Origin of the sequence: Cobetia amphilecti (assembly GCF_020217465.1) — a bacterium.
GTDB lineage: Bacteria > Pseudomonadota > Gammaproteobacteria > Pseudomonadales > Halomonadaceae > Cobetia > Cobetia amphilecti.
The window spans coordinates 2,862,262-2,883,984 of record NZ_CP084115.1 but is presented as its reverse complement, the minus strand read 5'-3'; the positions used below and the strand labels follow the sequence as shown (position 1 = coordinate 2,883,984).

Here is a 21,723-nt window from a genome sequence, read left to right as displayed (position 1 = left end):
GTATCGAGATGACGTGTTACGTCACAGGGGAAGAGCAGCCGCTCTTCCCCTGTTTTTGTTTGGCCTGCCGTCAGGGAACCGGCGGTGGGTCAGCAGCGACATGAACGGGATTGGCCGCGTTGTGGGCCGGTCTCTGGCAAGGGCGCGATCGTCTGTGTGACTCACCGCAGGCGGAGCGCTCTCCCTGCCGACCTTCGGGTCGGCGCGACTTCCATTGGTGGCGGACATTGCCGCGCCAGTGACTCAAGCGATCGGAGCTGAACGGATGGAACATCTTTCCACCCTGGTGGACGAAGCACGCACCGCGATCCAGGCGGCCGAAGACGTCCAGACCCTCGACGAGGTACGGGTACGTTTTCTCGGCAAGAAGGGCGAGATCACCGCACTGCTCAAGGGCCTCGGCAAGCTGTCCCCCGAAGAGCGTCCCAAGGCCGGTGAGACCATCAACGAAGCCAAGCAGCTGCTGAGTGGCGAGTTGGATGCACGTCGCAATACGCTGGAAACGGCGGCGCTCAATGCGCGTCTTGCCGCCGAGCGCGTCGATGTGACCCTGCCGGGCCGTGGTGAGCCGGTAGGCGGCCTGCACCCGGTCACCCGCACGCTTGAGCGTATCGAAAGCTTCTTCTCGCACATCGGTTACGGTGTCGCTGAAGGGCCGGAAATCGAAGATGACCATCACAACTTCGAAGCGCTGAACATCCCGTCGCATCACCCGGCGCGCGCGATGCATGACACCTTCTATTTCGATGCCACGCGTCTTCTGCGCACTCACACCTCACCGGTGCAGGTACGCAGCATGAAGGCCAGTGAGCCGCCGCTGCGCATCGTCTGCCCGGGCCGCGTCTATCGCTGCGACTCCGATCTGACCCATACCCCGATGTTCCACCAGGTCGAGGGTCTGCTGGTCGACGAGAATGTCAGCTTCGCCGACCTGAAGGGCACCGTCGAAGAGTTCCTGCATGCCTTCTTCGAGCGTGATGACCTGGAAGTGCGCTTCCGTCCGTCCTACTTCCCGTTCACCGAACCGTCCGCTGAAGTCGATATCCAGTGCGTGATGTGTGCCGGTGACGGCTGTCGTGTCTGCTCCCACACCGGCTGGCTCGAGGTGATGGGGTGCGGCATGGTGCACCCGGAAGTCTTCCGTCACTCCGGTATCGATAGCGAGCGCTTCCGCGGCTTCGCCTTCGGCATGGGCGCGGAGCGTCTGGCGATGCTGCGTTACGGCGTCAACGACCTGCGGTTGTTCTTCGAGAACGACCTGCGTTTCCTTCGCCAGTTCAGCTAGACACTCATTCACGTATCGCGCCTTGAGGGCGTGAACTTACGGAACAGGACAGCAAGATGAAATTTTCCGAACAGTGGCTGCGTGAGTGGGTGTCGCCGGAACTGAACACCCAGCAGCTTGCCGATCAGGTCACCATGGCCGGTTTGGAAGTCGATGGTATCGAACCGGTCGCCGGTGAGTTCACCGGTGTGGTCGTGGCCGAGGTCAAGGACAAGCAACCGCACCCGGAGGCTGATCGCCTCAATGTCTGCCAGGTGGATGATGGCAGTGGTGCACTGGTGCAGGTCGTCTGTGGCGCGCCGAATGTCGCCGCTGGCCAGAAGGTGCTCTTCGCTCAGGTCGGCGCCAAGCTGCCGGGCGACTTCAAGATTCGCAAGGCCAAGCTGCGCGGTGTCGAATCCCGCGGCATGATCTGCGGTGCCTCCGAGCTGGGTCTGGAAGCCGAAGCCTCCGACGGCATCATGGTGCTGGCCGCGGACGCGCCGGTGGGCCGCGATGCACGTGACTTCCTGAATCTTGACGACAACGCCATCGAGGTCGATCTGACCCCGAACCGCGGCGACTGCCTGAGCGTCAAGGGTCTGGCGCGTGAAGTCGGCGTGCTCAACCGTCTCGCCGTCACTGCGCCGGGCATCGAGCCGGTCGCCGCCCAGATCGACGACACCTTCCCGGTCACCGTCAGCGCGCCAGAGGCGTGCCCGCGCTATCTGGGACGTGTCGTGCGTGACGTCAATGTCGCCGCGACCTCGCCGCTGTGGCTCGAGGAGCGTCTGCGTCGCAGTGGCATCCGCAGCATCGACCCCGTCGTCGACGTCACCAACTACGTGCTGCTCGAACTCGGCCAGCCGATGCACGCCTTCGATCTGGCACGCTTGAACGGCGGCATCGAGGTGCGCATGGCAGCCGCTGAAGAGCCGCTGACGCTGCTCGACGGTCAGGAAGTCGCGCTGCGTGACGACACCCTGGTCATCGCCGACGAGAAGGGCCCGCTGGCCATCGCCGGTGTGATGGGTGGCGAAGGCAGTGGCGTGAATGCCGAGACGCGCGACATCTTCTTCGAGTCGGCCTTCTTCGCGCCGTTGAGCGTCGCTGGCAAGGCGCGCAGCTACGGCCTGCACACCGACAGCTCGCATCGTTTCGAGCGTGGTGTGGACGCGCAGCTGCAGCGTGATGCCATCGAGCGCGCGACAGCCCTGCTGCTCGAGATCACCGGCGGCAAGCCGGGCCCGATCATCGAGGTCGCCAGCGACGCAGCGCTGCCCAAGGCCGCCGTCGTCAGCCTGAGCGGCGCCAGTGTCGAGCGCACGCTGGGCATGGCGCTGCCGGATGACGAAATCGTCGAGATTCTCGAGCGTCTGGGCATGCAGGTCGCCGCGAATGGCGATAGCCAATGGCAGGTGACGGTGCCGAGCTGGCGTTTCGATGTCAGCATCGAGGCTGACCTGATCGAAGAGCTGGCGCGCATCCACGGCTACAACAATCTGCCGGTCAGCCGTCCGAACGCGCGTCTGGCACCGGCCGTGGCCAATGAGACCACCCAGCCGCTGACCAGCCTGCGTCGTCAGCTGGTGGCGCGGGGCTATCAGGAAGCGATCAGCTACAGCTTCGTCGCCCCTGAGCTGCAGAAGACGCTGGACCCGCAAGGGGTGGCACCGGCACTGGCCAACCCGATTTCCAGCGACATGGCCGTGATGCGCAGCTCGCTGCTGCCGGGGCTGGTCAAGGCGCTGAGCCACAACCTCAATCGTCAGCAGTCGCGCGTGCGCCTGTTCGAGACCGGGCTTGTGTTCCGCGGCGAGCTGGACTCCCTCGAGCAGACGCCGATGATCGGCGGCCTGATCACTGGTGCCCGTCTGCCGGAAGGCTGGAATGGCGGTCGTGACAAGGTCGACTTCTTCGACCTCAAGGGCGATGTCGAGGCACTGCTGGCACTGGGCGGCAATCTGGATGCCTGGCGCTTCGAAGCCGCCGAGCATCCGGCACTGCACCCGGGTCAGTGCGCTCAGCTGTTCTTCAATGGCGAGCCGGCGGGCTGGATGGGTGCCCTGCACCCGGCGGCGCGCGCCGAGCTTGGCCTGAAGGTCGAGGTGTTCGTGTTCGAGATCACGCTGGCCTCTGCCTGTGCGGGTCGTCTGCCGCGCTTCGCGCCGCTCTCCAGGTATCCGGAAGTGCGTCGTGACCTGGCCTTCGTGGTCGAAGAGGGCGTTCACGTGCAGTCGCTGCTCGACGCCATCCGCTCGCAAGCCGGTGAATGGCTGACGGACCTGCGCCTGTTTGACGTCTATCAGGGCCAGGGGGTAGCCGATGGTCACAAGTCGCTCGCCCTGGGCTTGACCTGGCAGCATCCTTCGCGCACGCTGAATGATGAGGAAATCAATCAGTTAGTCGATGCGATCGTCACCGATGGCCACACACGTTTCGGGGCGGCGCTGAGAGCATGAGTCGCCACTTGAACGAGGGAGCGGACATGGGAGCGTTGACCAAGGCGGAACTTGCCGAGCATCTGCACGCAGAACTCGGCATGTCCAAGCGCGAAGCCAAGTCGATGGTAGAGGTATTCTTCGACGAGATTCGCGGTTGCCTGCGGGAAAATGAACAGGTGAAGCTGTCCGGTTTCGGCAACTTCGATCTACGTGACAAGCGCGAACGTCCGGGGCGCAATCCCAAGACAGGCGAGGAGATTCCGATCTCCGCGCGTCGTGTGGTGACATTCCGCCCAGGTCAGAAGCTCAAGGCCCGAGTGGATGAGTACGACGGCGAGACGCACGCACATCAGCGTCTTGAAGAGCATGATGACCACGATGATCATGATGATGATCACTGAGGTCATTGCCTGACCTCACCCGCCGCTCCCTGAGCGGGTGACCATGCTCACGAAAGCCCCGACGCCCAGCGTCGGGGCTTTCGTCGTTCTGAGGCATCGTTTGTTGTGTGCCATCAGCCGTGCGCCATCAGCCGATCGAGAGCTCGGTGCGCGCATAGCTGATGCCGGGGCGGCTGCGGGTCGCCAGCAGGTAGCCGAGGGCGAGTGGTCCGGTGCGGCCCAGCAGCATGGTCGCGATGATCAGCAATTGCCCGCCGGGCGAGAGCTCGGGCGTCAGGCCGTGGCTCAGGCCGACGGTGCCGAAGGCCGAGACGGTCTCGAAGGCCAGCGACAGGAAGGCGTGGTCCGGGTCGGTGATGGTCAGGCCGAACAGCATGCTGAAGATCAGCAGCATCGCCGCCAGTGCCACGGCGATCGACTTGAAGACGGTGTCATCGCCGATGCGGCGGCCGTGCAGGGTGGGGGAGGGCTCGCTGCGCAGAAAGGCGCGCGTGGTCAGCAGCAACACCACGAAGGTGGTCAGCTTGATGCCGCTGGCCGTCGAGCCGCTGCCGCCGCCGATGAACATTAGCGCCATGGTCCACAGGGTCGAGGCTTGTGTCATCTCGGCGGAATCGATGACGCTGAACCCGGCGGTGCGCGGCGTGGTGGCCATGAAGGCGGCGGCGAGCAGGCGTTCGCCATGACTGGCCATGGCGCCCAGCGTGCCGGGGTTGCGCCATTCAAGCGCCAGTATCACCACCAGGCTCAGCAGGTTGAGTGCCACGGTGGCCTCAATCACCAGGCGTGTCTGCACCGAGAAGCGTGACGGCTGCAGCAATACGCGCCAGCCATGTTGGCGGCGCCGCTCGCGCAGCTCGCCGATGACGGCAAAGCCGATGCCGCCGGTCATGAACAGGATGCCGATCACGCCGCTGGTCAGGGGGTTGGCCGCCTCGCGCATCAGGCTGTCCGGCCACAGGGTGAAGCCGGCATTGTTGAAGGCCGAGACCGAGTGGAAGAGGCTCAGCCAGAGGCCCTCCTGCCAGCCGTACTCGGGCACCCAGTCCAATGACAGCAAGGAGGCGCCTGCCAGCTCGAGCGTCAGCGCAAAGGCGGTGATGATCTTGAGCAGGCGGCCTATCTCGCGTGAGCTGCTGCGATTGAGCGCCTCGCGCAGCAGGCTGGTCTGGTGCATTGGCAGGCGCTGGCCCAGCATCACCAGCGAGAGGGCGGCGATGGTCATGAAGCCGAGTCCACCGAGCTGGATCAGTATCAGCACGACGGTCTGGCCTGCGAGGGTGAAGTCGCTGAGCGGAGTGACGGAGAGGCCGGTGACCGTGACGGCAGAGGTCGCGGTGAACAGCGCCGACAGCCAGCTCAGCCCTTGCTGGTGCATGCCGGGCAGTTTCAGCAGGCAGGCGCCCAGCATGCCGAGGCCCAGAAAGCCGCTCAGCAGTATCTCCGGCGGCGACAGATGGATGATGGGCCCGCGTGGGCTGCGGGTCAGGGGGCGGAGATAGCGCCGGTAGCGCTGCCTCATAGATGTGCTCCCAGCTTGCGCAGCGCGCTCAGCTCGCCGATCAGGACCAGATGGTCACCGGCGGCCAGTCGCGTGCTGCCGTAGGGTTGGCGGTCGAGGGTCTTGCCCTTGCGCAGGGCGATCACGCTGATGTCGTCATCGATGGGCAGCTGATCGAGCTGCTGGCAGTCATCGCCCAGTCGTGCACTGACCTCCAGTTCGACCACGAATTGGTGATCGCCGAGATGGATGAAGTCGACCATGGCATGGTAGGCGAGGCTTTCCGCCACGCGCACGCCCAGGTCGTACTCCGGATGCACGATGTGATCGACACCCAGACGACTGAGCAGCTTGTGGTGCGCATCCGAGGTGGCCTTGACCCACAGCTCCCTGGCGCCGAGCTCCTTGGCCAGCAGCGCGCAGATCAGGCTCTGTTCCATCGAGTCGGCCAGATCGATCAAGACGGCGTCGTACTGCTCAAGCCCCAGCTCCTGCAGGGCATGTTCATCGGTGGGGTCCGCGATCACGGCTTGATTGAGCAGGTCTGCCACGGCATTGAGGCGCTTCTCATCGGCATCCACGCCGAGCACTTCATGGTCATGGCGCCTGAGCTCCCGCGCGACGGTGCTGCCGAAATAGCCCAGTCCGATAACCGCGAATTGACGATGCATGACGACTCCTTGTCTGCGCTGCTGGGTGAGACCAGACGCTCTTTGTCCCGACGCTTTCTGGCCAGGCACTCTCAGGCCCAACCCTCTCTAGCCCAGCACTCTCTAGCCAGAGCGTTCTGGTCGGCGTCTCTTGCATGAGCCTACTCCAGTGATGCGGTGATGTCGGGTCCTTTTGCGGCGCCGTGCGTCTCGGGTGAGGGCGCTTGCCAGCCCCTAGCGGCAGTTATCGTTTCAAATGTTACCAATTTGAAGCATCTAATGTAGAGTGATTGCCGTCGTGTGGTGATGGCGTTTTCGCAGAGGAATTCTGAGGGAATCGTGGTGATTTTCGATGGGAATCGCGGACGAACCTGCTTCATATCAGTAAAATGGTCTGTGTGAGCACCCAAGACGGCCAGGCGTTGCGTCGATCACCACTGGCTCACAACAATAACTCGTAAGGTATTCCATGACGGCAAGACAGCAACCCAAGAATCTCTGGATCAGTCGCTGGGGCTTCATCCTTGCAGCTACCGGTTCCGCGGTAGGGCTGGGCAATATCTGGAAGTTTCCCTATATCACCGGTGAGTACGGCGGTGGCGCCTTCGTGCTGGTGTATCTGGCCTGCATTCTCGCCGTGGGCGTGCCCGTGATGATGGCGGAGATCGCCTTCGGGCGGCGCGGGCGCGGCAGCCCCATCGAGGCGATTGCCAATCTGGCGCGTGAAGCGGGGGCCAGTCCGTTGTGGAAGGTCTTCGGCTGGATCGCGATGCTGGCCGGCTTCATGATCCTGTCGTTCTATGTCGTGGTGGCGGGGTGGTCGTTCAGTTACCTGTGGAAGATGGCCAGTGGCGCGCTGTCCGGACACAGCGTCGCGGAGCTGGGCACCATCTTCGAGGCCGGCAACGCCAACCCCTGGGCGCTGGGTGGCTGGGCCACGCTGGTGACGGTGGTGACGATGCTGATCGTCGGGCGCGGGGTGCAGGAAGGCGTCGAGAAGAGCGTGCGCTGGATGATGCCGGGCATGGTGATCATGCTGCTGATCATGATCGGCTATGCCCTGACCTCGGGCAATTTCTCGGCAGGCTTCCACTTCCTGTTCGATTTCGATGTCACGCGCTTGAGCAGTGAAGGGGTGCTGGCCGCGCTGGGGCATGCCTTCTTTACCCTGTCGCTGGCCTCCGGCGCCATCCTCACCTACGGCTCCTACCTGCCGTCGGGCACTTCCATCGCCCGCACCACCTTCACGGTGGCAATCGCCGATACCCTGGTGGCACTGATGGCGGGGCTGGCGATCTTCCCGATCATCTTCGCCAATGGCATGGACCCGTCCTCCGGGCCGGGGCTGATCTTCATGAGTCTGCCGGTGGCCTTCAATCAGATGCCCTTCGGGCAGCTGTTCGGGGTGCTGTTCTTCGCCATGCTCTCGATCGCCGCCCTGACCTCCGCCATCTCGATGATCGAGGCGACCGTCGCCTGGCTGAGCGAGAACCGCAACATGAGCCGCACCAAGGCCTCGTGGCTGGCCGGCAGCGTGCTGTGGCTGGTGGCGATGTTCGCGATGCTGTCGTTCAATCTCGGTGCGGACTGGACGCTGGCCGGCAAGCACTTCTTCGACTGGCTCGATTACCTGACCTCGCGCTGGATGATGCCGATCGGTGGCATCGCCATGGCGCTGCTGGCCGGGTTTGTCTTCAAGAGCAGCATGCTGCGTGATGAGTTGAATCTGAGCGATGCCGGCTATCGTCTGTGGCTGTTCATGATTCGTTATGTCAGCCCGGTCTGCATCCTGGCGATCTTCGTCGATGCCCTGGGCGTCGCAGAGCTGTCATTCGACGACTGGCCGTATTTCGTGGCCGTCATCCTAGCAGCCTGTCTCGTGGGCGAGCTGCTCTCGCCGCGCCTGCGCGAGCGTGCCGTCGAGCAGGGCTGATATGATCGCTGGCGTCAGTTCGATAGCGCCAGCCCGCTAGTCATCAAAGCGGCATGAAAAAGCCCCCTGCAGCGCGCTGCAGGGGGCTTTTCGTTCTGATGTCTGTGGCCTGTCTGTCTGCTGGTATCTGTGTGCCAGCTGGCGCCGTTACTCGCCTTCCAGGCCAGTTATCGGCTTGACCGTGCCCCAGTGGCGGCACTTCGGACATTGCCAGAGCAGCATCGAGGCTTCGAAGCCGCAGCGATGACAGCGATGGCGAGGACGCGCCTGGATCAGTTGCTGGGTATGACGCTTGAGCAGATTGAAACGCTCGGTCTCGCGCTCATCGGCATCCAGCAGGTAGAGATCAAGCAGGTAGTCCACGCCGCGCAGGCTGGGGTGACGATGCAGTTGCTCGCTGGCGAAGCTGGCAGCGGCCTCGACGCCCTCGCGGCGCTCGATCAATTGCGCAAGGCTGATGACCGTCGTGGTGTAGGGCGCGCGCTCGACTTCCTGATGCAACAGGCGCACCAGGCCACTCTCGTCATCCAGCATGCGAAAGGCGTTGCCCAATGGCTCGAGGATGATGGGGGTGAAGCCGGTGTCCTGACGCGGAATGCGCTGCAGCAGGCGGATGCACTGCTTGTAGTTGGCATGATCGAACTCGATCTCGGCCAGCATCCAGTTGGCGCGTACGCATTTCTCGTCGGTGGAGAGCGCCTGCTTGAGGCGCTTGCGGGCCATCGCCTGGCTGCCTTCGGCGATATCCAGCGCGGCCAGTTCGCAGTGCCAGTGGGCCGCCGCGCGGCGGATGCCGCCTTCCTGGCGCAGAATGGCGTGGGCGACTTCGAGTGCGGCCTCCCATTCGCGTTCCCGCTCGAGGAGGTCGATCAACAGGCGGCGGCCGGCACGCCGATGGCTGTCGTGCTGCGCTTGCTTGAGGAGGGTTTCCAGCAGCTTCTCGGCGCGGTCATAGACACCGCTGCGCATGAAGTCGCGGGCCAGTTCCAGCTGGACGCGCTCGCCCTGTTCGCTATCCAGGGCAGGGCGGGCCAGCAGGTTCTGGTGAATCTTGACGGCACGATCGACTTCGCCGCGACTGCGATAGAGATTGCCCAGCGCGATGTGGGTATCGACGGTGTCGCTGTTGACTTCCAGGGCCTGAACGAAGGTTTCGATGGCACGATCAGGCTGCTCGTTGAGCAGATGATTGAGGCCGACGAAGTAGTCGCGGGACAGGGTGGCAGGAGCCGGTGCTTGTTCATCGGGGCGACGATCACGCCGCCCCAGCCAGAATCCGATGGCGATGGCCGCCATCAGCAATCCCAGCAATATCAGATCAGGCATTTATGCCACTTCCTTGATCTCCTGGATGCGCAGTTGGTCCAGTTCCTTGCGTTGCTGCTGGTTGCGACGCTGGGCACGGGTCAACAGCGTGCGCAGGCGCAGGTACATACCCGTCATCGCGACCATGCCAAGCACGACGCCGACGGCCAGCGAGAACAGCAGCCACATGGAAAGGGACGCAGCAGGCAGCTCTACCCAGATGAGGTCGAGGGGCACGGCTTGCTGGTTGTGAACGGCAAAGAGAATACCGACCAGCAGGACGATCAGCAGGATCACGGCCAGAACGAGACCTTTTAGCCAACGCATAACGGTTTCCTTGTCATGAAATGCAGTCGTGAATCATCTGGGAGCGAGTGTATCACTGCCCATCGCGCGAGTCTTGGCGGCGACGCCGTGAGGTGGGTGGCTGTCGTCTCTGGCATGACGGCTTGAGCAGATGTCGGCCGGCGCTGAGCCAGCCGGCCCCGTCACGCCGGGTCTTCCTCTGCGGGCAGCGCTGTCAGTCAGTCGCGCCGTCATCTTTGGCACTGTCATCAGTCGCGCTGTCGTCAATACCCCAGGGCGCGACTGGCATCGACCTGCTCGCGCAGCTCCTTGCCGGGCTTGAAGTGGGGGACGAACTTGCCATCCAGGTCCACCGGCTCACCGGTCTTGGGGTTGCGCCCCAGTCGTGGCTCACGGTAGTGCAGCGAGAAGCTGCCGAAACCGCGAATCTCGACGCGACCGCCGTGGGCCAGGGCGTCTGTCACATCATCGAGGATGATGCGAACCGCGGCCTCTACATCCTTGAGCGACAACTCAGGCTGTCGCATGGCTATCTGTTCGATCAGCTCGGACTTGGTCATCGGATCTCTCCATGCCTGCACCTTTCTCGCGAAAGGCGTTCGTGATGCGGCAGCCGGGCGACCTCTTGTCACCGGACAGGCACACGCATCCTTGTGATTGTTATCTCCTCAGCATAATGGGCAAATCCTGAGAAAACAACGCACTAGGGACATCATTGCCGATCACGGCACGGATTGCCAATTCCTGCCCGAGCAACGGGTCAACGGATGCCGCTGGCGCCCCCCTCGGGTATACTGCGCGCATTGATGTGACGACTGAGGTTCAGGCAATGGAAGATGTGATTCGCAAGCGGCTTCATTGGCATTCGCGTCGCGGCATGTGGGAGCTCGATCTGCTGCTGCTGCCGTTTCTGGAGCAGCGTTTCGACGCCTTGAGCGAAGACGACAAGGCGCTCTATGTGCAGCTGCTGGCCGAAGAGGACCAGGACCTCTTCGTGTGGCTGATGAAGCGCGACCCGTGCGGCAATGCCGAGTACCAGCGCCTGATCAACATGGTGATCGCCAATGCCGAGAATGGCGAGCGCGATCAGTTCAAGGGCCTCTAGACAGGCGTTCGCGACCCACGCCAGCCTGCGCGTCGGGCTGTTGGCGGCGAGTCTCGCCTTGTGGGTCTGGCTTGCCGAGCTGGCGACTGGCCAGTTCGTTGTCAGTACCTGGTGGACCTGTCAGTGGCAATATCTACGCAATGCCCTGCCTTTCGAGGCGGGGCATTGTGCGTTTGAGGGGCTCGCTCAGCTGCCGGATAGCGTCATGGCGCTGCTGAGCGTGATGGGGCTGGGCTGGCTGCTGCAGGCTGGAGAGCTGGTGTCGTGGTGGCGCCAGGCTCGGCGGCGCCTCAAGGACCCCGAGGCGCGAGTCTGGCTGGCCCTGGGGGGCAGCCTCTGCGCCGATGCGGCGCTTGCCAGCGGTGGCCAGGCGCCAGTGCCGGAGAACGAGGCTGAAGCTGAGACCGAAGCAGAGAGCGAAGCCGAGACCGAAGCCAGCGATACCCCGACTGCGTCAGAGGCGCGCCATCGTCACCCGGAGATGCAGCTCTGCTGGTGGTGGGCCGATGGTGCCTCACGCAGCTGGCAGCCCGTCAACGTGCGCTGCCTGTGGTGCTCACCACGTCTGCTGGGGCTCGAGATCTCGCCGCAGGGCTTCGGACCACAGGGGGTGGGGCCACAGGGGATGGAGCTACAGGGCTTGAGAGCGCAGGACGCGGGCCAGCAGCAGCACCTGAAAACCCAGCGGGTATGGCTGTGGCCGGATAGCGCCTCCAGCGAAGAACTTCACCAGCTGCGCCTGTGGTTGCTGTGGCCGCCCTTGCCGCATGGTTTGCCGCGTCAGCCGCCGCCATTGGAGACCCTGCGGCGCGTCGCTGCCCAAGGAGCCCACCCACGCTGAACCGCTCAGGTCGCGGCAGCGAAGGCCGAGAGCCGAATGACGCTATCGCGGGCGCGTGGCGCCGGCATCGGGAAGTCGCGGATGAAGTGCAGTCCACGTGACTCATGGCGTTGATGGGCGCACAGCAGCAGCAGCGGTGCCAGTGTCAGGGCCTGATAGAGCGCAAGGTGATCGAGCCCTGCCCGCGGCGCTGAAGCTTGCCTGTGCTGCTCGGCCTCCGCCGTTTGCCCCGCCTCCAGCGAGACCCACTGTGCTATCTGCTGCAACGCCTCCCTCAGGCCGTGCTGGCTGCGCTCTATCCCCGCCTGCAGACTCATCAGCTGGCGCAAGCTTTGCAGGCGCGTGCGCGCCTCGTCGGCGCTCAGGCGCATCACGCAGCGCCAGATCTGACCATTGTCGGCAAGCTGTGTGAGCAGGGTGGCGTGCTGCGGCATCAGCGAGTCGAGCGTGCTGATCAGACGTGGCTCGTCTGCGCGGCGCGGCTGCCCAAGTGCTTCACCACAGGCGCGCGCCTGCACCAGGCACTCGAGCAACGAGTTGCTGGCCATGCGATTGGCGCCGTGCAGGCCCGTGCAGGCGACTTCGCCGATGGCCCACAGCCCGGGCAGGTCGCTGGCGCCATCCAGTCCGGTGGCGATGCCGCCGCAGCTGTAGTGGGCGGCAGGGACGACGGGAATCGGTGCATGACGAATATCGATCCCGCGTGCCAGGCAGTGCTCGGCGATGGTCGGGAAGTGGTGCTCGATGGCCTCGGCCCCCAGCGCGCTGATATCCAGACAGACATGCTCGAGGCCGTGCGTGCGCATCTCGGCGAGGATGGCACGTGCCACGACATCACGCGGCGCCAGCTCCAGGCGCGGGTCATGATCGGCCATGAAGCGATGCCCCTCCGGGCGCAGCAGCAGTCCCCCTTCGCCCCGTACCGCCTCGGAGATCAGAAAGGGCGTGCCATCGGGGTCATACAGGCAGGTGGGATGAAACTGCTGGAACTCCAGGTTCATCAGGCTGGCGCCGGCGCGGGTCGCCATCGCCATGCCATCACCGACGCTGGCGCTCGGGCTGGTGGCGTGGGCGAACAGGCCGCTGGCACCGCCGGTAGCCAGTACCAGGTCATTGGCTGCCAGCCATTGGCGCTGGCCTGTACCATCCATCACCCATAGACCACTGGCGCGGCCGGCGTTGACCGCGATGTCGACGGCCAGCAGGTCTTCGAGAATCTCGATGTTCGGGTGGGCTTCGACGTGGGCGCTGAGCGTATCGAGCAGCGCTCGCCCGGTGGCGTCGGCGGCGTGGATGATGCGGCGGCGACCATGCCCGCCTTCACGGGTGAGGTGGAAGGGGTAGCTGGCGTCGGCGTCGGCCGGGGTGAAGGGCACGCCAAGCGCGATCAGCCATTCGATGGCCTCCCGCGAGTGACCGACGGTGAAGCGCACCGCGCGCTCGTTGCACAGGCCATCGCCGGCAATCAGGGTGTCGGCGACATGGGATTCCACATCGTCCTCGGGCGCCAGCACGGCCGCGATACCGCCCTGCGCCCAGCGGCTGGCGCCCTGGGCCTCACGCGCCGGACGCAACAGCGTGACGCGGCGGGGACGCGGGCCGGGGGGCAGGCGATTGGCGAGGCTGAGTGCCAGGGTCAAACCTGCCGCGCCGCCACCGACGATCAGCACGTCATGCTGGCTTGCGGGAGTCACTCCGGATACTGAGTTCATGTGTCTTTCCTGGCAGTCTCATTGCCGGCCGAGTCCGGCTGGTGCCTGTCGTGGCGGTCTGGCTCATCGCTGCTGTTGTCACTGATGCTGTCATCACTCGCCGGCGCTTTGCTGGCAGGCGCTTTGCCGACAGAGGAGTCATGCTCGCCAGCGCTGTTCTCGCGCCTGGTGGGGGCTGCCGTATCGCCCGGTGTCGGGTCTTCCGGCAGGAACAGGCGGCGGGCATCACTGATCAGGCCATGGCCCGGCAGACGGCGTTGCAGGCGCTGGCTCGGCAGACGCTCCAGCAAGGCCAGACGCTCGCCCAAGGCTTCGGTCAGGCGTGCCAGCTCGCGGTTGAGCCACAGGTAGCCTGCCGGGCTGAACAGCGCGCGGCCGTTGCGGCTCTCGACATTGCGGACATCGGCATAGCGTTGCAGGTCAAAGGGCGTCACCGTCAGTTCGATGCTCTGGCCGGTGCGCACCTGAAAGGCCAGGGTGCCAAGCGCGCGGGCCAGACGATGCTGGGCATCGCGCAGGCCATCCAGCCCCTCGATGAATTCATGCCCCTCGCGGGTGTTCCAGTGGGTTTCCTGCAGCAGTTCGATGGTCGAGATCATGCGGCGCTCGAAGGACAGGATTTCCTCGATGTCGGCACGATTGATGCGGCCTTCCTGAGCGACGGCATCGACCAGCCCGCGCTGCTTGACCAGCTGTGCCGAGGTGGCACGCACCAGCGCGAGCCCCTCATTGACGCCCTCACGCTCGGCCTTGGTATGGCCGTGGTAGAGGCGTGCCAGCTTGTCGAGGTTGTCAGCCAGCAGGAAGCGGAAGACATCTGTCGCCTTCTGGGGCAGCAGCACCATGCTGACCACGATGCTGATCAGGGTGCCCAGCACCACATTGAAGACGCGCCACAGCCCGATGCCGAGATCATGATTGCCATCACCGATCACCATCAGCAGCGTGACGCAGAACAGCAGCGAGCTGTAGCCATAGCGATTGCTGAAGGTGGCATTCAGTGCCAGGGCGATGCCGACGATGCTCCAGAAGGGCACCACGCCGGGCAGCGGCTCGGCGACCAGAATCAGGATCAGGCCCCACAGGCCGCCAAGCAGCGTGCCGACCAGACGTTGCCAGCCCTTGTCGATGACACCGCCGACGTGGGGCAGGTTGCCCATGACCATCACGGTACTGACCAATGCCCAGGAACTGTGCGGCAGGCTGAACAGTTCGATGATGGAAAAGCACAGCGTCAGGGCGACGGTCACGCGCAGGATATGCAGGCGCTGGCGGTGCAGATAGGTGAAGTAAGGGTTGTGCGAGAACCATTTCATGATGCGATCTCCCCTCCGGCAGGCACGAGGAAGTGAGGGATGGTGCGCACCGCACACACGGCGGGTTTCAGCAGCGAAGAGGTGGACATCAGGTTCGCGGTCATTCCGTCGACAGGATTCAAGAGGCGTGGCCAAGGGGGCCATGACCATGGTGGAAGCGCTGCACAGTGTAACCGACCCCTCAAGGTCGTCCCAGAGGCTTTCAGGCCCTTGCGGCGCACTGTGACGCTGCGCCCTTGCTCTGCGAATGCTACTGATGGCGCTCAGGGCAGAGACCGGAGGGCGGTCATGAGAGCCCGCTCAAGAGAGATCGAGCAAGAGAGGGGAGGTAAGAGAAACAGGCAACGAGAGATGCGTACAGAGAGCGCGCGATCAAAGGGAAAGATCGAAAAATGGCGATCATTATTGATAATCACTCTCATCAAGCGGCTTGATTGGTATCCTGTGCGTCCCCAAGTGATCATCAGGGGATCGAAGCTGGCGATCAGGTCATCGATCACGTTATTGCCAGCCGCCCATCAGTGACGCCAGCCAGGTGCGACGTCATATGCAACAGCACAGGGAGACAAGCATGAGCAGCCAGACCCGCCGTGAACGCGACAGCATGGGTGAACTCGAAGTGCCGGCCAGCGCACTCTATGGCGCCCAGACTCAGCGAGCGGTCGACAACTTCCCCGTCAGCGGCCAGCCGTTACCTGCTGCCTTCATTCGCGCCGTGGCGCGTATCAAGCTGGCCGCGGCCGAGGTCAACCGTGACCTGGAGCTGCTGGATGACGTGCGTGCCGAGGCGATCATCAAGGCGGCGCGTCAGATCATCGACGGCGAACATGCCGATCAATTCCCGGTCGATGTCTTCCAGACCGGTTCCGGCACCTCGACCAACATGAATGTCAACGAGGTGCTGACGCAGCTTGCCAATCAGCATCTGGGCGACAAGGACGTGACCGTCGGCGCCAATGACCACGTCAACATGGGCCAGTCGAGCAATGATGTCATCCCGACGGCGATCCATCTGTCCGCTGTCATCGCTGTCTCGGACACCCTGTTGCCGGCGCTGCGCCATCTGCATGAGGTGATCGCTCGCAAGGCCTCTGAGGTGGACGATGTCGTCAAGACCGGCCGCACTCACCTGATGGATGCGATGCCGATTCGCATGAGTCAGGAGCTGGGCGCTTGGCAGGCGCAGGTCGGGCAGGCCATCGAGCGTATCGAGCAGGTGCTGCCGCGCCTCGAGCGCCTCGCCCAGGGCGGCACCGCCGTCGGCAGTGGCATAAACGCGCATCCGGAATTCGCCGAGCGCATCGCCGACCGCCTCTCGCACCAGACCGGTCATGCCTTCCGTCCCGCCGAGAGCTTCTTCGCGGCGCTGTCCTCCCAGGACACGGCAGTCGAGCTCTCCGGCCATCTGCGTACCTACGCCGTGGCGATGATGAAGATCAGCAACGACCTGCGCTGGATGAATTCCGGCCCGCTGGCAGGGCTGGGCGAGATCGAGCTTGAGGCCCTGCAGCCGGGTAGCTCCATCATGCCGGGCAAGGTCAATCCGGTGATTCCCGAGGCGGCCGCCCAGGTGGCGGCGCAGGTGATGGGCAATGACGCCACCATCGGCATCGCCGGGCAGAGCGGCAACTTCCAGCTCAATGTCATGCTGCCGCTGATCGCCAACAACCTGCTGTCCTCGATCACGCTGAGTGCCAATGTCAGCCGCCTGCTGGCGGACAAGGCCATTGCCACCTTCAACGTGCGTCAGGACAACATCGAGGCACCGCTGGCCAAGAATCCGATTCTGGTCACGGCGCTCAATCCGGTGATCGGTTACAACGAGGCGGCGCGAGTGGCCAAGGTGGCCTATCAGGCCGGGCGTCCGATTCTGGATGTGGCCGAGGAAGAGACTGAGCTGTCACGCGAGGAGCTGGAGCGTCTGCTCGATCCGGCCAAGCTGACGGCGGGCGGTATCCAGTAAGTCGTCAATACATGACCTAAAATTCCGCCTGTCCCTGAACGAAAAGCCCGCCCCTCCGGCAAGGAGGGGCGGGCTTTCTTTTGCTGCTGGCTCAGCCGGTTTTCATCAGGCGGCGCGTGCCAGCAGGCGTTCCTTGAGATAGTCGCCGATGCGCGTCTTCTGCTCATCGCTCAGGCGCAGCGTCAGCTTGGTGCGGCGCCAGACGACATCCTGCACCTCACGCGCCCATTCGTGCTCGACCAGGTAGTCGATCTCGGCGGCGCTCAGGCCGGCGCCGAAGTCCTCGCCCAGCTCCGCCTCGCTCTTCTTGCCGTCGAGGAAGTGCAGGCACAGGCTGCCGTAGCTTGAGGCGAAGCGTCGGGCGCGTGCTTCGCCGAGGAACGGGTAGTCGCGCTGCAGCTGGCGGGTGAAGGCTGCGCGGCTCTCGATATCGCCACCGGGCAGGGCCTTCTCGTGGGTCCACGGCTCGCCCATGCTCGGCAGCAGCGGCTTGAGGTCTTCGAGTGCGGATTCGGCCAGCTTGCGATAGGTGGTGATCTTGCCGCCGAAGATGGACAGCATCGGTGCGCCGCTGTCATCCAGATGCAGGGTGTAATCACGCGTCATCGCGGACGGGTCTGCCGACTCATCGTCGCACAGCGGGCGCACGCCGGAGAAGGTCGAGACCACGTCTTCGCGGCTCAGCTTGCGCTTGAAGTGATGGTTGACCACCTCGAGCATGTAGTCGGTCTCATCGCTGGAGCAGGCCACCTCGGAGGGGTCGCCCTTGTAGCGCACGTCGGTGGTGCCGATCAGGCTGAAGTCTTCCTGATAGGGCAGCACGAAGACGATGCGCTTGTCCTTGTTCTGCAGGATGAAGGCGCGGTCATCGGTGTTGATGCGCGGCACGATCAGGTGGCTGCCCTGGATCATGCGGATGCCGTAGCGCGGCGTGCGCTCGGTGGCGCCCTTGATGAAGGACTCCACCCACGGGCCTGCCGCATTCACCAGGGTGCGTGCGCGGCGGATGAAGGTCTCGCCGCTGCTGACATCTTCAAGCGTCAGCTCCCAGTGGCCCTCGACATCACGGGCGCCGACACAGCGGGTGCCCGTCATGATCTCGGCGCCTTGCTCGCGCGCCTGCAGCGCATTGGTGATGACCAGGCGGGCATCATCGACCCAGCAATCCGAGTATTCGAAGCCCTGGTTGATCTCGCTGACCAGCGGGCTCTGCTCGCCGAACTTGAGGCCCTTGGAGGCTGGCAGGGTCTCGCGCTTGCCGATGTGGTCATACAGGAACAGGCCCGCGCGAATCATCCACGCCGGACGCAGATGCGGCTGGTGCGGCAGGATGAAGCGCAGCGGCCAGATGATATGCGGCGCCTTCTTGAGCAGTACCTCGCGCTCCTGCAGGGCTTCGCGCACCAGCCGGAATTCGTAGTGCTCCAGATAGCGCAGGCCGCCGTGGATCAGCTTGCTGCTGGCGGAGGAGGTCGCGCTGGCGAGGTCGTTCTGCTCGCACAGGGCCACGCTCAGGCCACGGCCGCTGGCATCGTTGGCGATACCGGCACCATTGATGCCGCCGCCGATGATGAAGAGGTCAAGAAGTGCATCGTTGTCGCGGGACATGGGCTGCTCCTGCTCGTGCCCGGCGCTACCGGGTGGGGCGAATGAGTCTGCACCGGCAAGGTGCGCGATAATAGGTTTTCGAAAGTGAACATAGCTTAGCAAAAGTCGAACATCAAGGGGATTCTTCTGCGCTGATGGCTTTCGAAAGTGATCATTTGGGCGAGTCTCTGGCAACTGAGGATTGCCTGATATTCAACCTGTTGTCTTGCCTGTGTTTTTTCTCAGTCTCTGATCATGGCGTGACATTTTCATGAAGCGCCTGGCTGTCATGTTGCCGCGCGTGCGGCGCAGATGGTGCCCGCAGAGACTGATCAAGCGTCATGACACGATATACGGAGACGAAGCGGTGCCGCTGGGCAGAGCACAGTCAGCAGCTGGGTAGCTTTCGTGATATGCGAGGTTCATCGGAGGAAAGGGGGCGAGGAGGAAAGGAGGAAAGGAGCCGAGGAATAAGGGGGCGAGAGCCGGGCCAGGCCGCACGTCGGCGTGTTGCCTGGCCCCTTGGTTGCGCGATGACCTGATTATGAGATGAGTCGGTTGCGAGACGACTCGTCGGCTGGATGGCGCGGCCTGGTGCTCAAGCGTCGCCAGTCTCGCCCGACGACTCGTCACCGGCGACATGCAGCGCGACCTCGTGCTGACGCATCAGGGTCAGGATGCTTTCCGGGGGCTGGATATCGGTGAAGAGCGCATCCAGCTGGCTCAGGTTGCCCTGACGCACGACCGCATTGCGCTGGAACTTGGAGTGATCCGCGATCAGGAAGACCTGGCGTGAGTTGTGGATGATCGCCTGGGCGACTCGCACTTCCTGATAGTCGAATTCCAGCAGCGAGCCATCTTCATCGATACCGCTGATGCCGATGATGCCGAAGTCGACCTTGAACTGGTTGATGAAGTCGATGGTGGCCTCGCCGATGATGCCGCCATCGCGGGAGCGCACCATGCCGCCGGCCACGATGACATTGAAATCCTCCTTGTGCTGGAGGATGGCCGCCACGTTCAGGTTGTTGGTGATGACCTCAAGCCCGTGGTGATCACATAGCGCCTCGGCCACCATCTCGTTGCTGGTACCGATGTTGATGAACAGCGAGGCGTGGTCGGGAATCTGCCTGGCCAAGGCCGCCGCCATGCGCCGCTTGGCGCCCAGGTTCAATGTCTTGCGGGTGCTGTAGGCGGTGCTGACGGTACTGGACTCAAGCCCCGCGCCCCCGTGCACGCGTTTGAGCGCGCCGGCCTCGGATAGCTGATTGAGGTCGCGACGAATAGTCTGTGGCGTGACCTCGAAGTGACTGGCCAGCTGCTCGATGGAGGCATATCCCTGACGCGTGATCAGTTCGACAATGGCGCGATGGCGCTTTGGCTGCATCATCCTGCTCTCTTGTTGTCAGCGGCTGCGAAACGTGAGTTCACTTCATGTCAGGAAGCGCGCATCACGGTTGCCGTTGGGGAGTGGGGTCGTCCAGTGTGGGTACATCCTAATCCAACAGGGGGGCGTCAGTGCAATTTGACGAATGGCGTCAAGGTGTTGCGAAGCTGCAACAGGCCATGTCGGCGCATTGGGCATGAGACCAAGGTACAATGATATTGATTGGTAATACGTTTGTGATAGCGCGCATTTGGCGCTAACGTTTGCAGCGATATTCGAAGACGAACATTTCGTGTTCGGTTGTGATGGTTCAAGAGGAAGTGTTCTCGCTGCGCCTGCCAAGCGCGAAGAGGACAAAGCCAACCCGCTTTCTCCTGTCGCCCTCACATGATACCCGAGCCAATATAGTGAAGTACCGCAGTCTCCGCTGACGTGTACTCTCAGAAGCAGCCTCGAAGCCAAGGACAGTCATAATGTCTAGCCCCAAGCCAGAGAAAGACTCTCGCGTCGATGGACCCACGCGCATTCTCGCGATCGACCAAGGTACCACCAGCTCCCGCGCCATCCTGTTCGATCGTGAAGGGACGGTGACAGGTCTGGCCCAGGAAGAATTCCCGCAGCATTTCCCGGACAGCGGGTGGGTCGAGCACAACGTCGATGATATCTGGGGGTCGGTGAAGCGCACCGTGCGTCAGTCGCTGATCAACACCAATGTCGGCGCCGAGCAGGTGGCCGCCATCGGGATCACCAACCAGCGTGAGACCACCATCGTCTGGGACCGCGAGACCGGCGTGCCGGTCTACAACGCCATCGTCTGGCAGGACCGCCGCACCCACGAGTACTGTCGTGAGCTTTCCGATGCCGGTCATGGTGACATGATCCAGCAGAAGACCGGTCTGCTGATCGACCCGTATTTCTCCGCGACCAAGCTGCGCTGGATTCTCGAGAACGTCGAAGGCGTTCGCGCACGTGCCGAGAAGGGCGAGCTGGCCTTCGGTACCGTCGACAGCTATCTGATCTGGAAGCTGACCGCTGGCAAGCGTCACGTCACCGATGCCACCAACGCCTCGCGTACTTGCCTGTTCAACATCGTCGATCAGTGCTGGGACAGCGAGTTGCTGGAGCTGTTCGGTATCCCGGAAAGCCTGCTGCCGGAAGTGCTGGATTCCAGTGATGATTTCGGCACCACCGACCCGCAGCTGTTCGGTGCGGCGATGCCGATTCGCGGTGTGGCCGGCGATCAGCAGGCGGCGCTGGTCGGTCAGGCCTGCTTCACGCCCGGCATGAGCAAGAGCACCTATGGCACTGGCTGCTTCATGATCATGAACACCGGCGAGAAGATGGAGCTGTCCCGCAATCGTCTGCTTACCACGGTGGGCTATCGCCTCAATGGCAAGCCGACCTATGCCATGGAAGGTAGCATCTTCGTGGCGGGCGCAACCGTGCAGTGGCTGCGTGATGGCCTGAAGCTGTTTTCTGATGCCTCCGAGACCGAACCGCTGGCGCGTGCGGCCAAGGCCGACCACGGCGTCTACATGGTGCCGGCCTTCACCGGCCTGGGAGCACCGCACTGGGACCCGCAGGCGCGTGGCGCGATTCTGGGGCTGACCCGTGGCACCGGCATCACCGATATCGTGGCGGCCGGCCTGCAGTCGGTGTGCTATCAGACGCGTGACCTGCAGGAGTGCATGCTGGATGACGTGGCCATCAACTGCGCGAATCTGCGCGTGGATGGCGGCATGGTCAGCAACAACTGGGTGATGCAGTTCCTGTCTGACATGCTGGGCGTGAAGGTGGATCGTCCGCGCGTGCTGGAAACCACGGCGCTGGGCGTCGCGTATCTGGCTGGCCTGCATATCGGCTGGTATGAAAGCCTGGATGAGATCAGCGAGCTGTGGCATTGCGAGCGTACCTTCGCGCCGGAAATGGCGGAAGAGCAGCGTGAGCGCCTCTACGCCGGCTGGCTGGAAGCGGTGGAAAGAGTGAAAAGCGACGGAGGCCACTGAGC

General features: G+C 63.5%; 17 protein-coding genes. 8 read left to right on the top strand and 9 right to left on the bottom strand.

Annotated features, from left to right (window positions below; all coding sequences use genetic code 11):
* The first annotated feature begins 265 nt into the window (after positions 1–265).
* Genes pheS through ihfA form a run of 3 tightly spaced genes read left to right on the top strand, consistent with a single transcriptional unit; the run spans position 266 to position 4,109 of the window.
* On the top strand, positions 266–1,285 hold the full coding sequence (pheS, locus tag LCW13_RS12120) for a phenylalanine--tRNA ligase subunit alpha (RefSeq protein WP_166018712.1): 1,020 nt from the start codon (positions 266–268) through the stop codon (positions 1,283–1,285).
* 56 nt (positions 1,286–1,341) lie between these two features.
* Positions 1,342–3,726, top strand: coding sequence for a phenylalanine--tRNA ligase subunit beta (gene pheT, locus LCW13_RS12115; protein ID WP_225347012.1), 2,385 nt, complete (start codon positions 1,342–1,344; stop codon positions 3,724–3,726).
* 26 nt (positions 3,727–3,752) lie between these two features.
* On the top strand, positions 3,753–4,109 hold the full coding sequence (gene ihfA, locus LCW13_RS12110) for an integration host factor subunit alpha (protein ID WP_107336300.1): 357 nt from the start codon (positions 3,753–3,755) through the stop codon (positions 4,107–4,109).
* Positions 4,110–4,236: 127 nt separating this feature from the next.
* On the opposite strand, the gene LCW13_RS12105 is transcribed toward ihfA, so the two are convergent.
* Positions 4,237–5,631: a TrkH family potassium uptake protein gene (locus LCW13_RS12105; protein WP_225347011.1), complete on the bottom strand. Its 1,395-nt coding sequence runs from the start codon at positions 5,629–5,631 to the stop codon at positions 4,237–4,239.
* Entirely contained in the window at positions 5,628–6,281 is a 654-nt protein-coding gene (locus LCW13_RS12100; RefSeq protein ID WP_225347010.1) for a potassium channel family protein, read from the bottom strand. The genes LCW13_RS12105 and LCW13_RS12100 overlap by 4 nt, the downstream gene beginning before the upstream one ends.
* 448 nt (positions 6,282–6,729) lie before the next feature.
* Between LCW13_RS12100 and LCW13_RS12095 the strand changes: the two genes are divergently transcribed.
* Positions 6,730–8,193: a sodium-dependent transporter gene (locus LCW13_RS12095; RefSeq protein WP_225347008.1), complete on the top strand. Its 1,464-nt coding sequence runs from the start codon at positions 6,730–6,732 to the stop codon at positions 8,191–8,193.
* Positions 8,194–8,340: 147 nt separating this feature from the next.
* Here LCW13_RS12095 and lapB read toward each other — a convergent pair whose 3' ends face one another.
* From lapB to LCW13_RS12080, 3 genes are all read right to left on the bottom strand, one after another.
* The gene (gene lapB / locus LCW13_RS12090) at positions 8,341–9,519 is read right to left on the bottom strand and encodes a lipopolysaccharide assembly protein LapB (RefSeq protein ID WP_043335632.1); all 1,179 of its coding nucleotides are present in this window, start codon (positions 9,517–9,519) and stop codon (positions 8,341–8,343) included.
* On the bottom strand, positions 9,520–9,825 hold the full coding sequence (locus tag LCW13_RS12085; RefSeq protein WP_054555462.1) for a lipopolysaccharide assembly protein LapA domain-containing protein: 306 nt from the start codon (positions 9,823–9,825) through the stop codon (positions 9,520–9,522).
* Between the two features lie 242 nt (positions 9,826–10,067).
* Positions 10,068–10,364, bottom strand: coding sequence for an integration host factor subunit beta (locus LCW13_RS12080; protein WP_043335630.1), 297 nt, complete (start codon positions 10,362–10,364; stop codon positions 10,068–10,070).
* A gap of 269 nt (positions 10,365–10,633) precedes the next feature.
* Here LCW13_RS12080 and LCW13_RS12075 point away from each other — a divergent pair, with 269 nt between their 5' ends.
* Positions 10,634–10,909: an FAD assembly factor SdhE gene (locus LCW13_RS12075; RefSeq protein WP_043335628.1), complete on the top strand. Its 276-nt coding sequence runs from the start codon at positions 10,634–10,636 to the stop codon at positions 10,907–10,909.
* Complete coding sequence (locus tag LCW13_RS12070; RefSeq protein WP_225347007.1) at positions 10,869–11,750, top strand: hypothetical protein; 882 nt, start codon at positions 10,869–10,871, stop codon at positions 11,748–11,750. The genes LCW13_RS12075 and LCW13_RS12070 overlap by 41 nt, the downstream gene beginning before the upstream one ends.
* Before the next feature lie 5 nt (positions 11,751–11,755).
* Here the strand turns inward: LCW13_RS12070 and nadB are convergent, their stop codons facing one another.
* Together nadB and LCW13_RS12060 are read right to left on the bottom strand one after the other, a co-directional pair.
* Positions 11,756–13,462 carry an L-aspartate oxidase gene (gene nadB / locus LCW13_RS12065; protein WP_225347006.1) on the bottom strand — a complete coding sequence of 569 codons (1,707 nt, stop codon included), beginning with the start codon at positions 13,460–13,462 and terminating at the stop codon, positions 11,756–11,758.
* Complete coding sequence (locus LCW13_RS12060) at positions 13,459–14,778, bottom strand: FUSC family protein (protein WP_225347004.1); 1,320 nt, start codon at positions 14,776–14,778, stop codon at positions 13,459–13,461. Before LCW13_RS12060 ends, nadB begins: the two co-directional genes overlap by 4 nt.
* 571 nt (positions 14,779–15,349) lie before the next feature.
* On the opposite strand from LCW13_RS12060, the gene LCW13_RS12055 reads away from it, so the two are divergent.
* A complete protein-coding gene (locus LCW13_RS12055; protein ID WP_225347003.1) occupies positions 15,350–16,741 on the top strand; it encodes a class II fumarate hydratase in 1,392 nt (463 codons plus the stop codon).
* A gap of 105 nt (positions 16,742–16,846) precedes the next feature.
* Here LCW13_RS12055 and glpD read toward each other — a convergent pair whose 3' ends face one another.
* Together glpD and LCW13_RS12045 are read right to left on the bottom strand one after the other, a co-directional pair.
* A complete protein-coding gene (gene glpD / locus LCW13_RS12050) occupies positions 16,847–18,349 on the bottom strand; it encodes a glycerol-3-phosphate dehydrogenase (protein WP_153636254.1) in 1,503 nt (500 codons plus the stop codon).
* Positions 18,350–18,926: 577 nt separating this feature from the next.
* On the bottom strand, positions 18,927–19,718 hold the full coding sequence (locus LCW13_RS12045) for a DeoR/GlpR family transcriptional regulator (protein WP_052384800.1): 792 nt from the start codon (positions 19,716–19,718) through the stop codon (positions 18,927–18,929).
* A 470-nt stretch (positions 19,719–20,188) separates the two neighbouring features.
* On the opposite strand from LCW13_RS12045, the gene glpK reads away from it, so the two are divergent.
* Positions 20,189–21,721, top strand: coding sequence for a glycerol kinase GlpK (gene glpK, locus LCW13_RS12040; protein ID WP_052384799.1), 1,533 nt, complete (start codon positions 20,189–20,191; stop codon positions 21,719–21,721).
* Positions 21,722–21,723 lie beyond the last annotated feature (2 nt).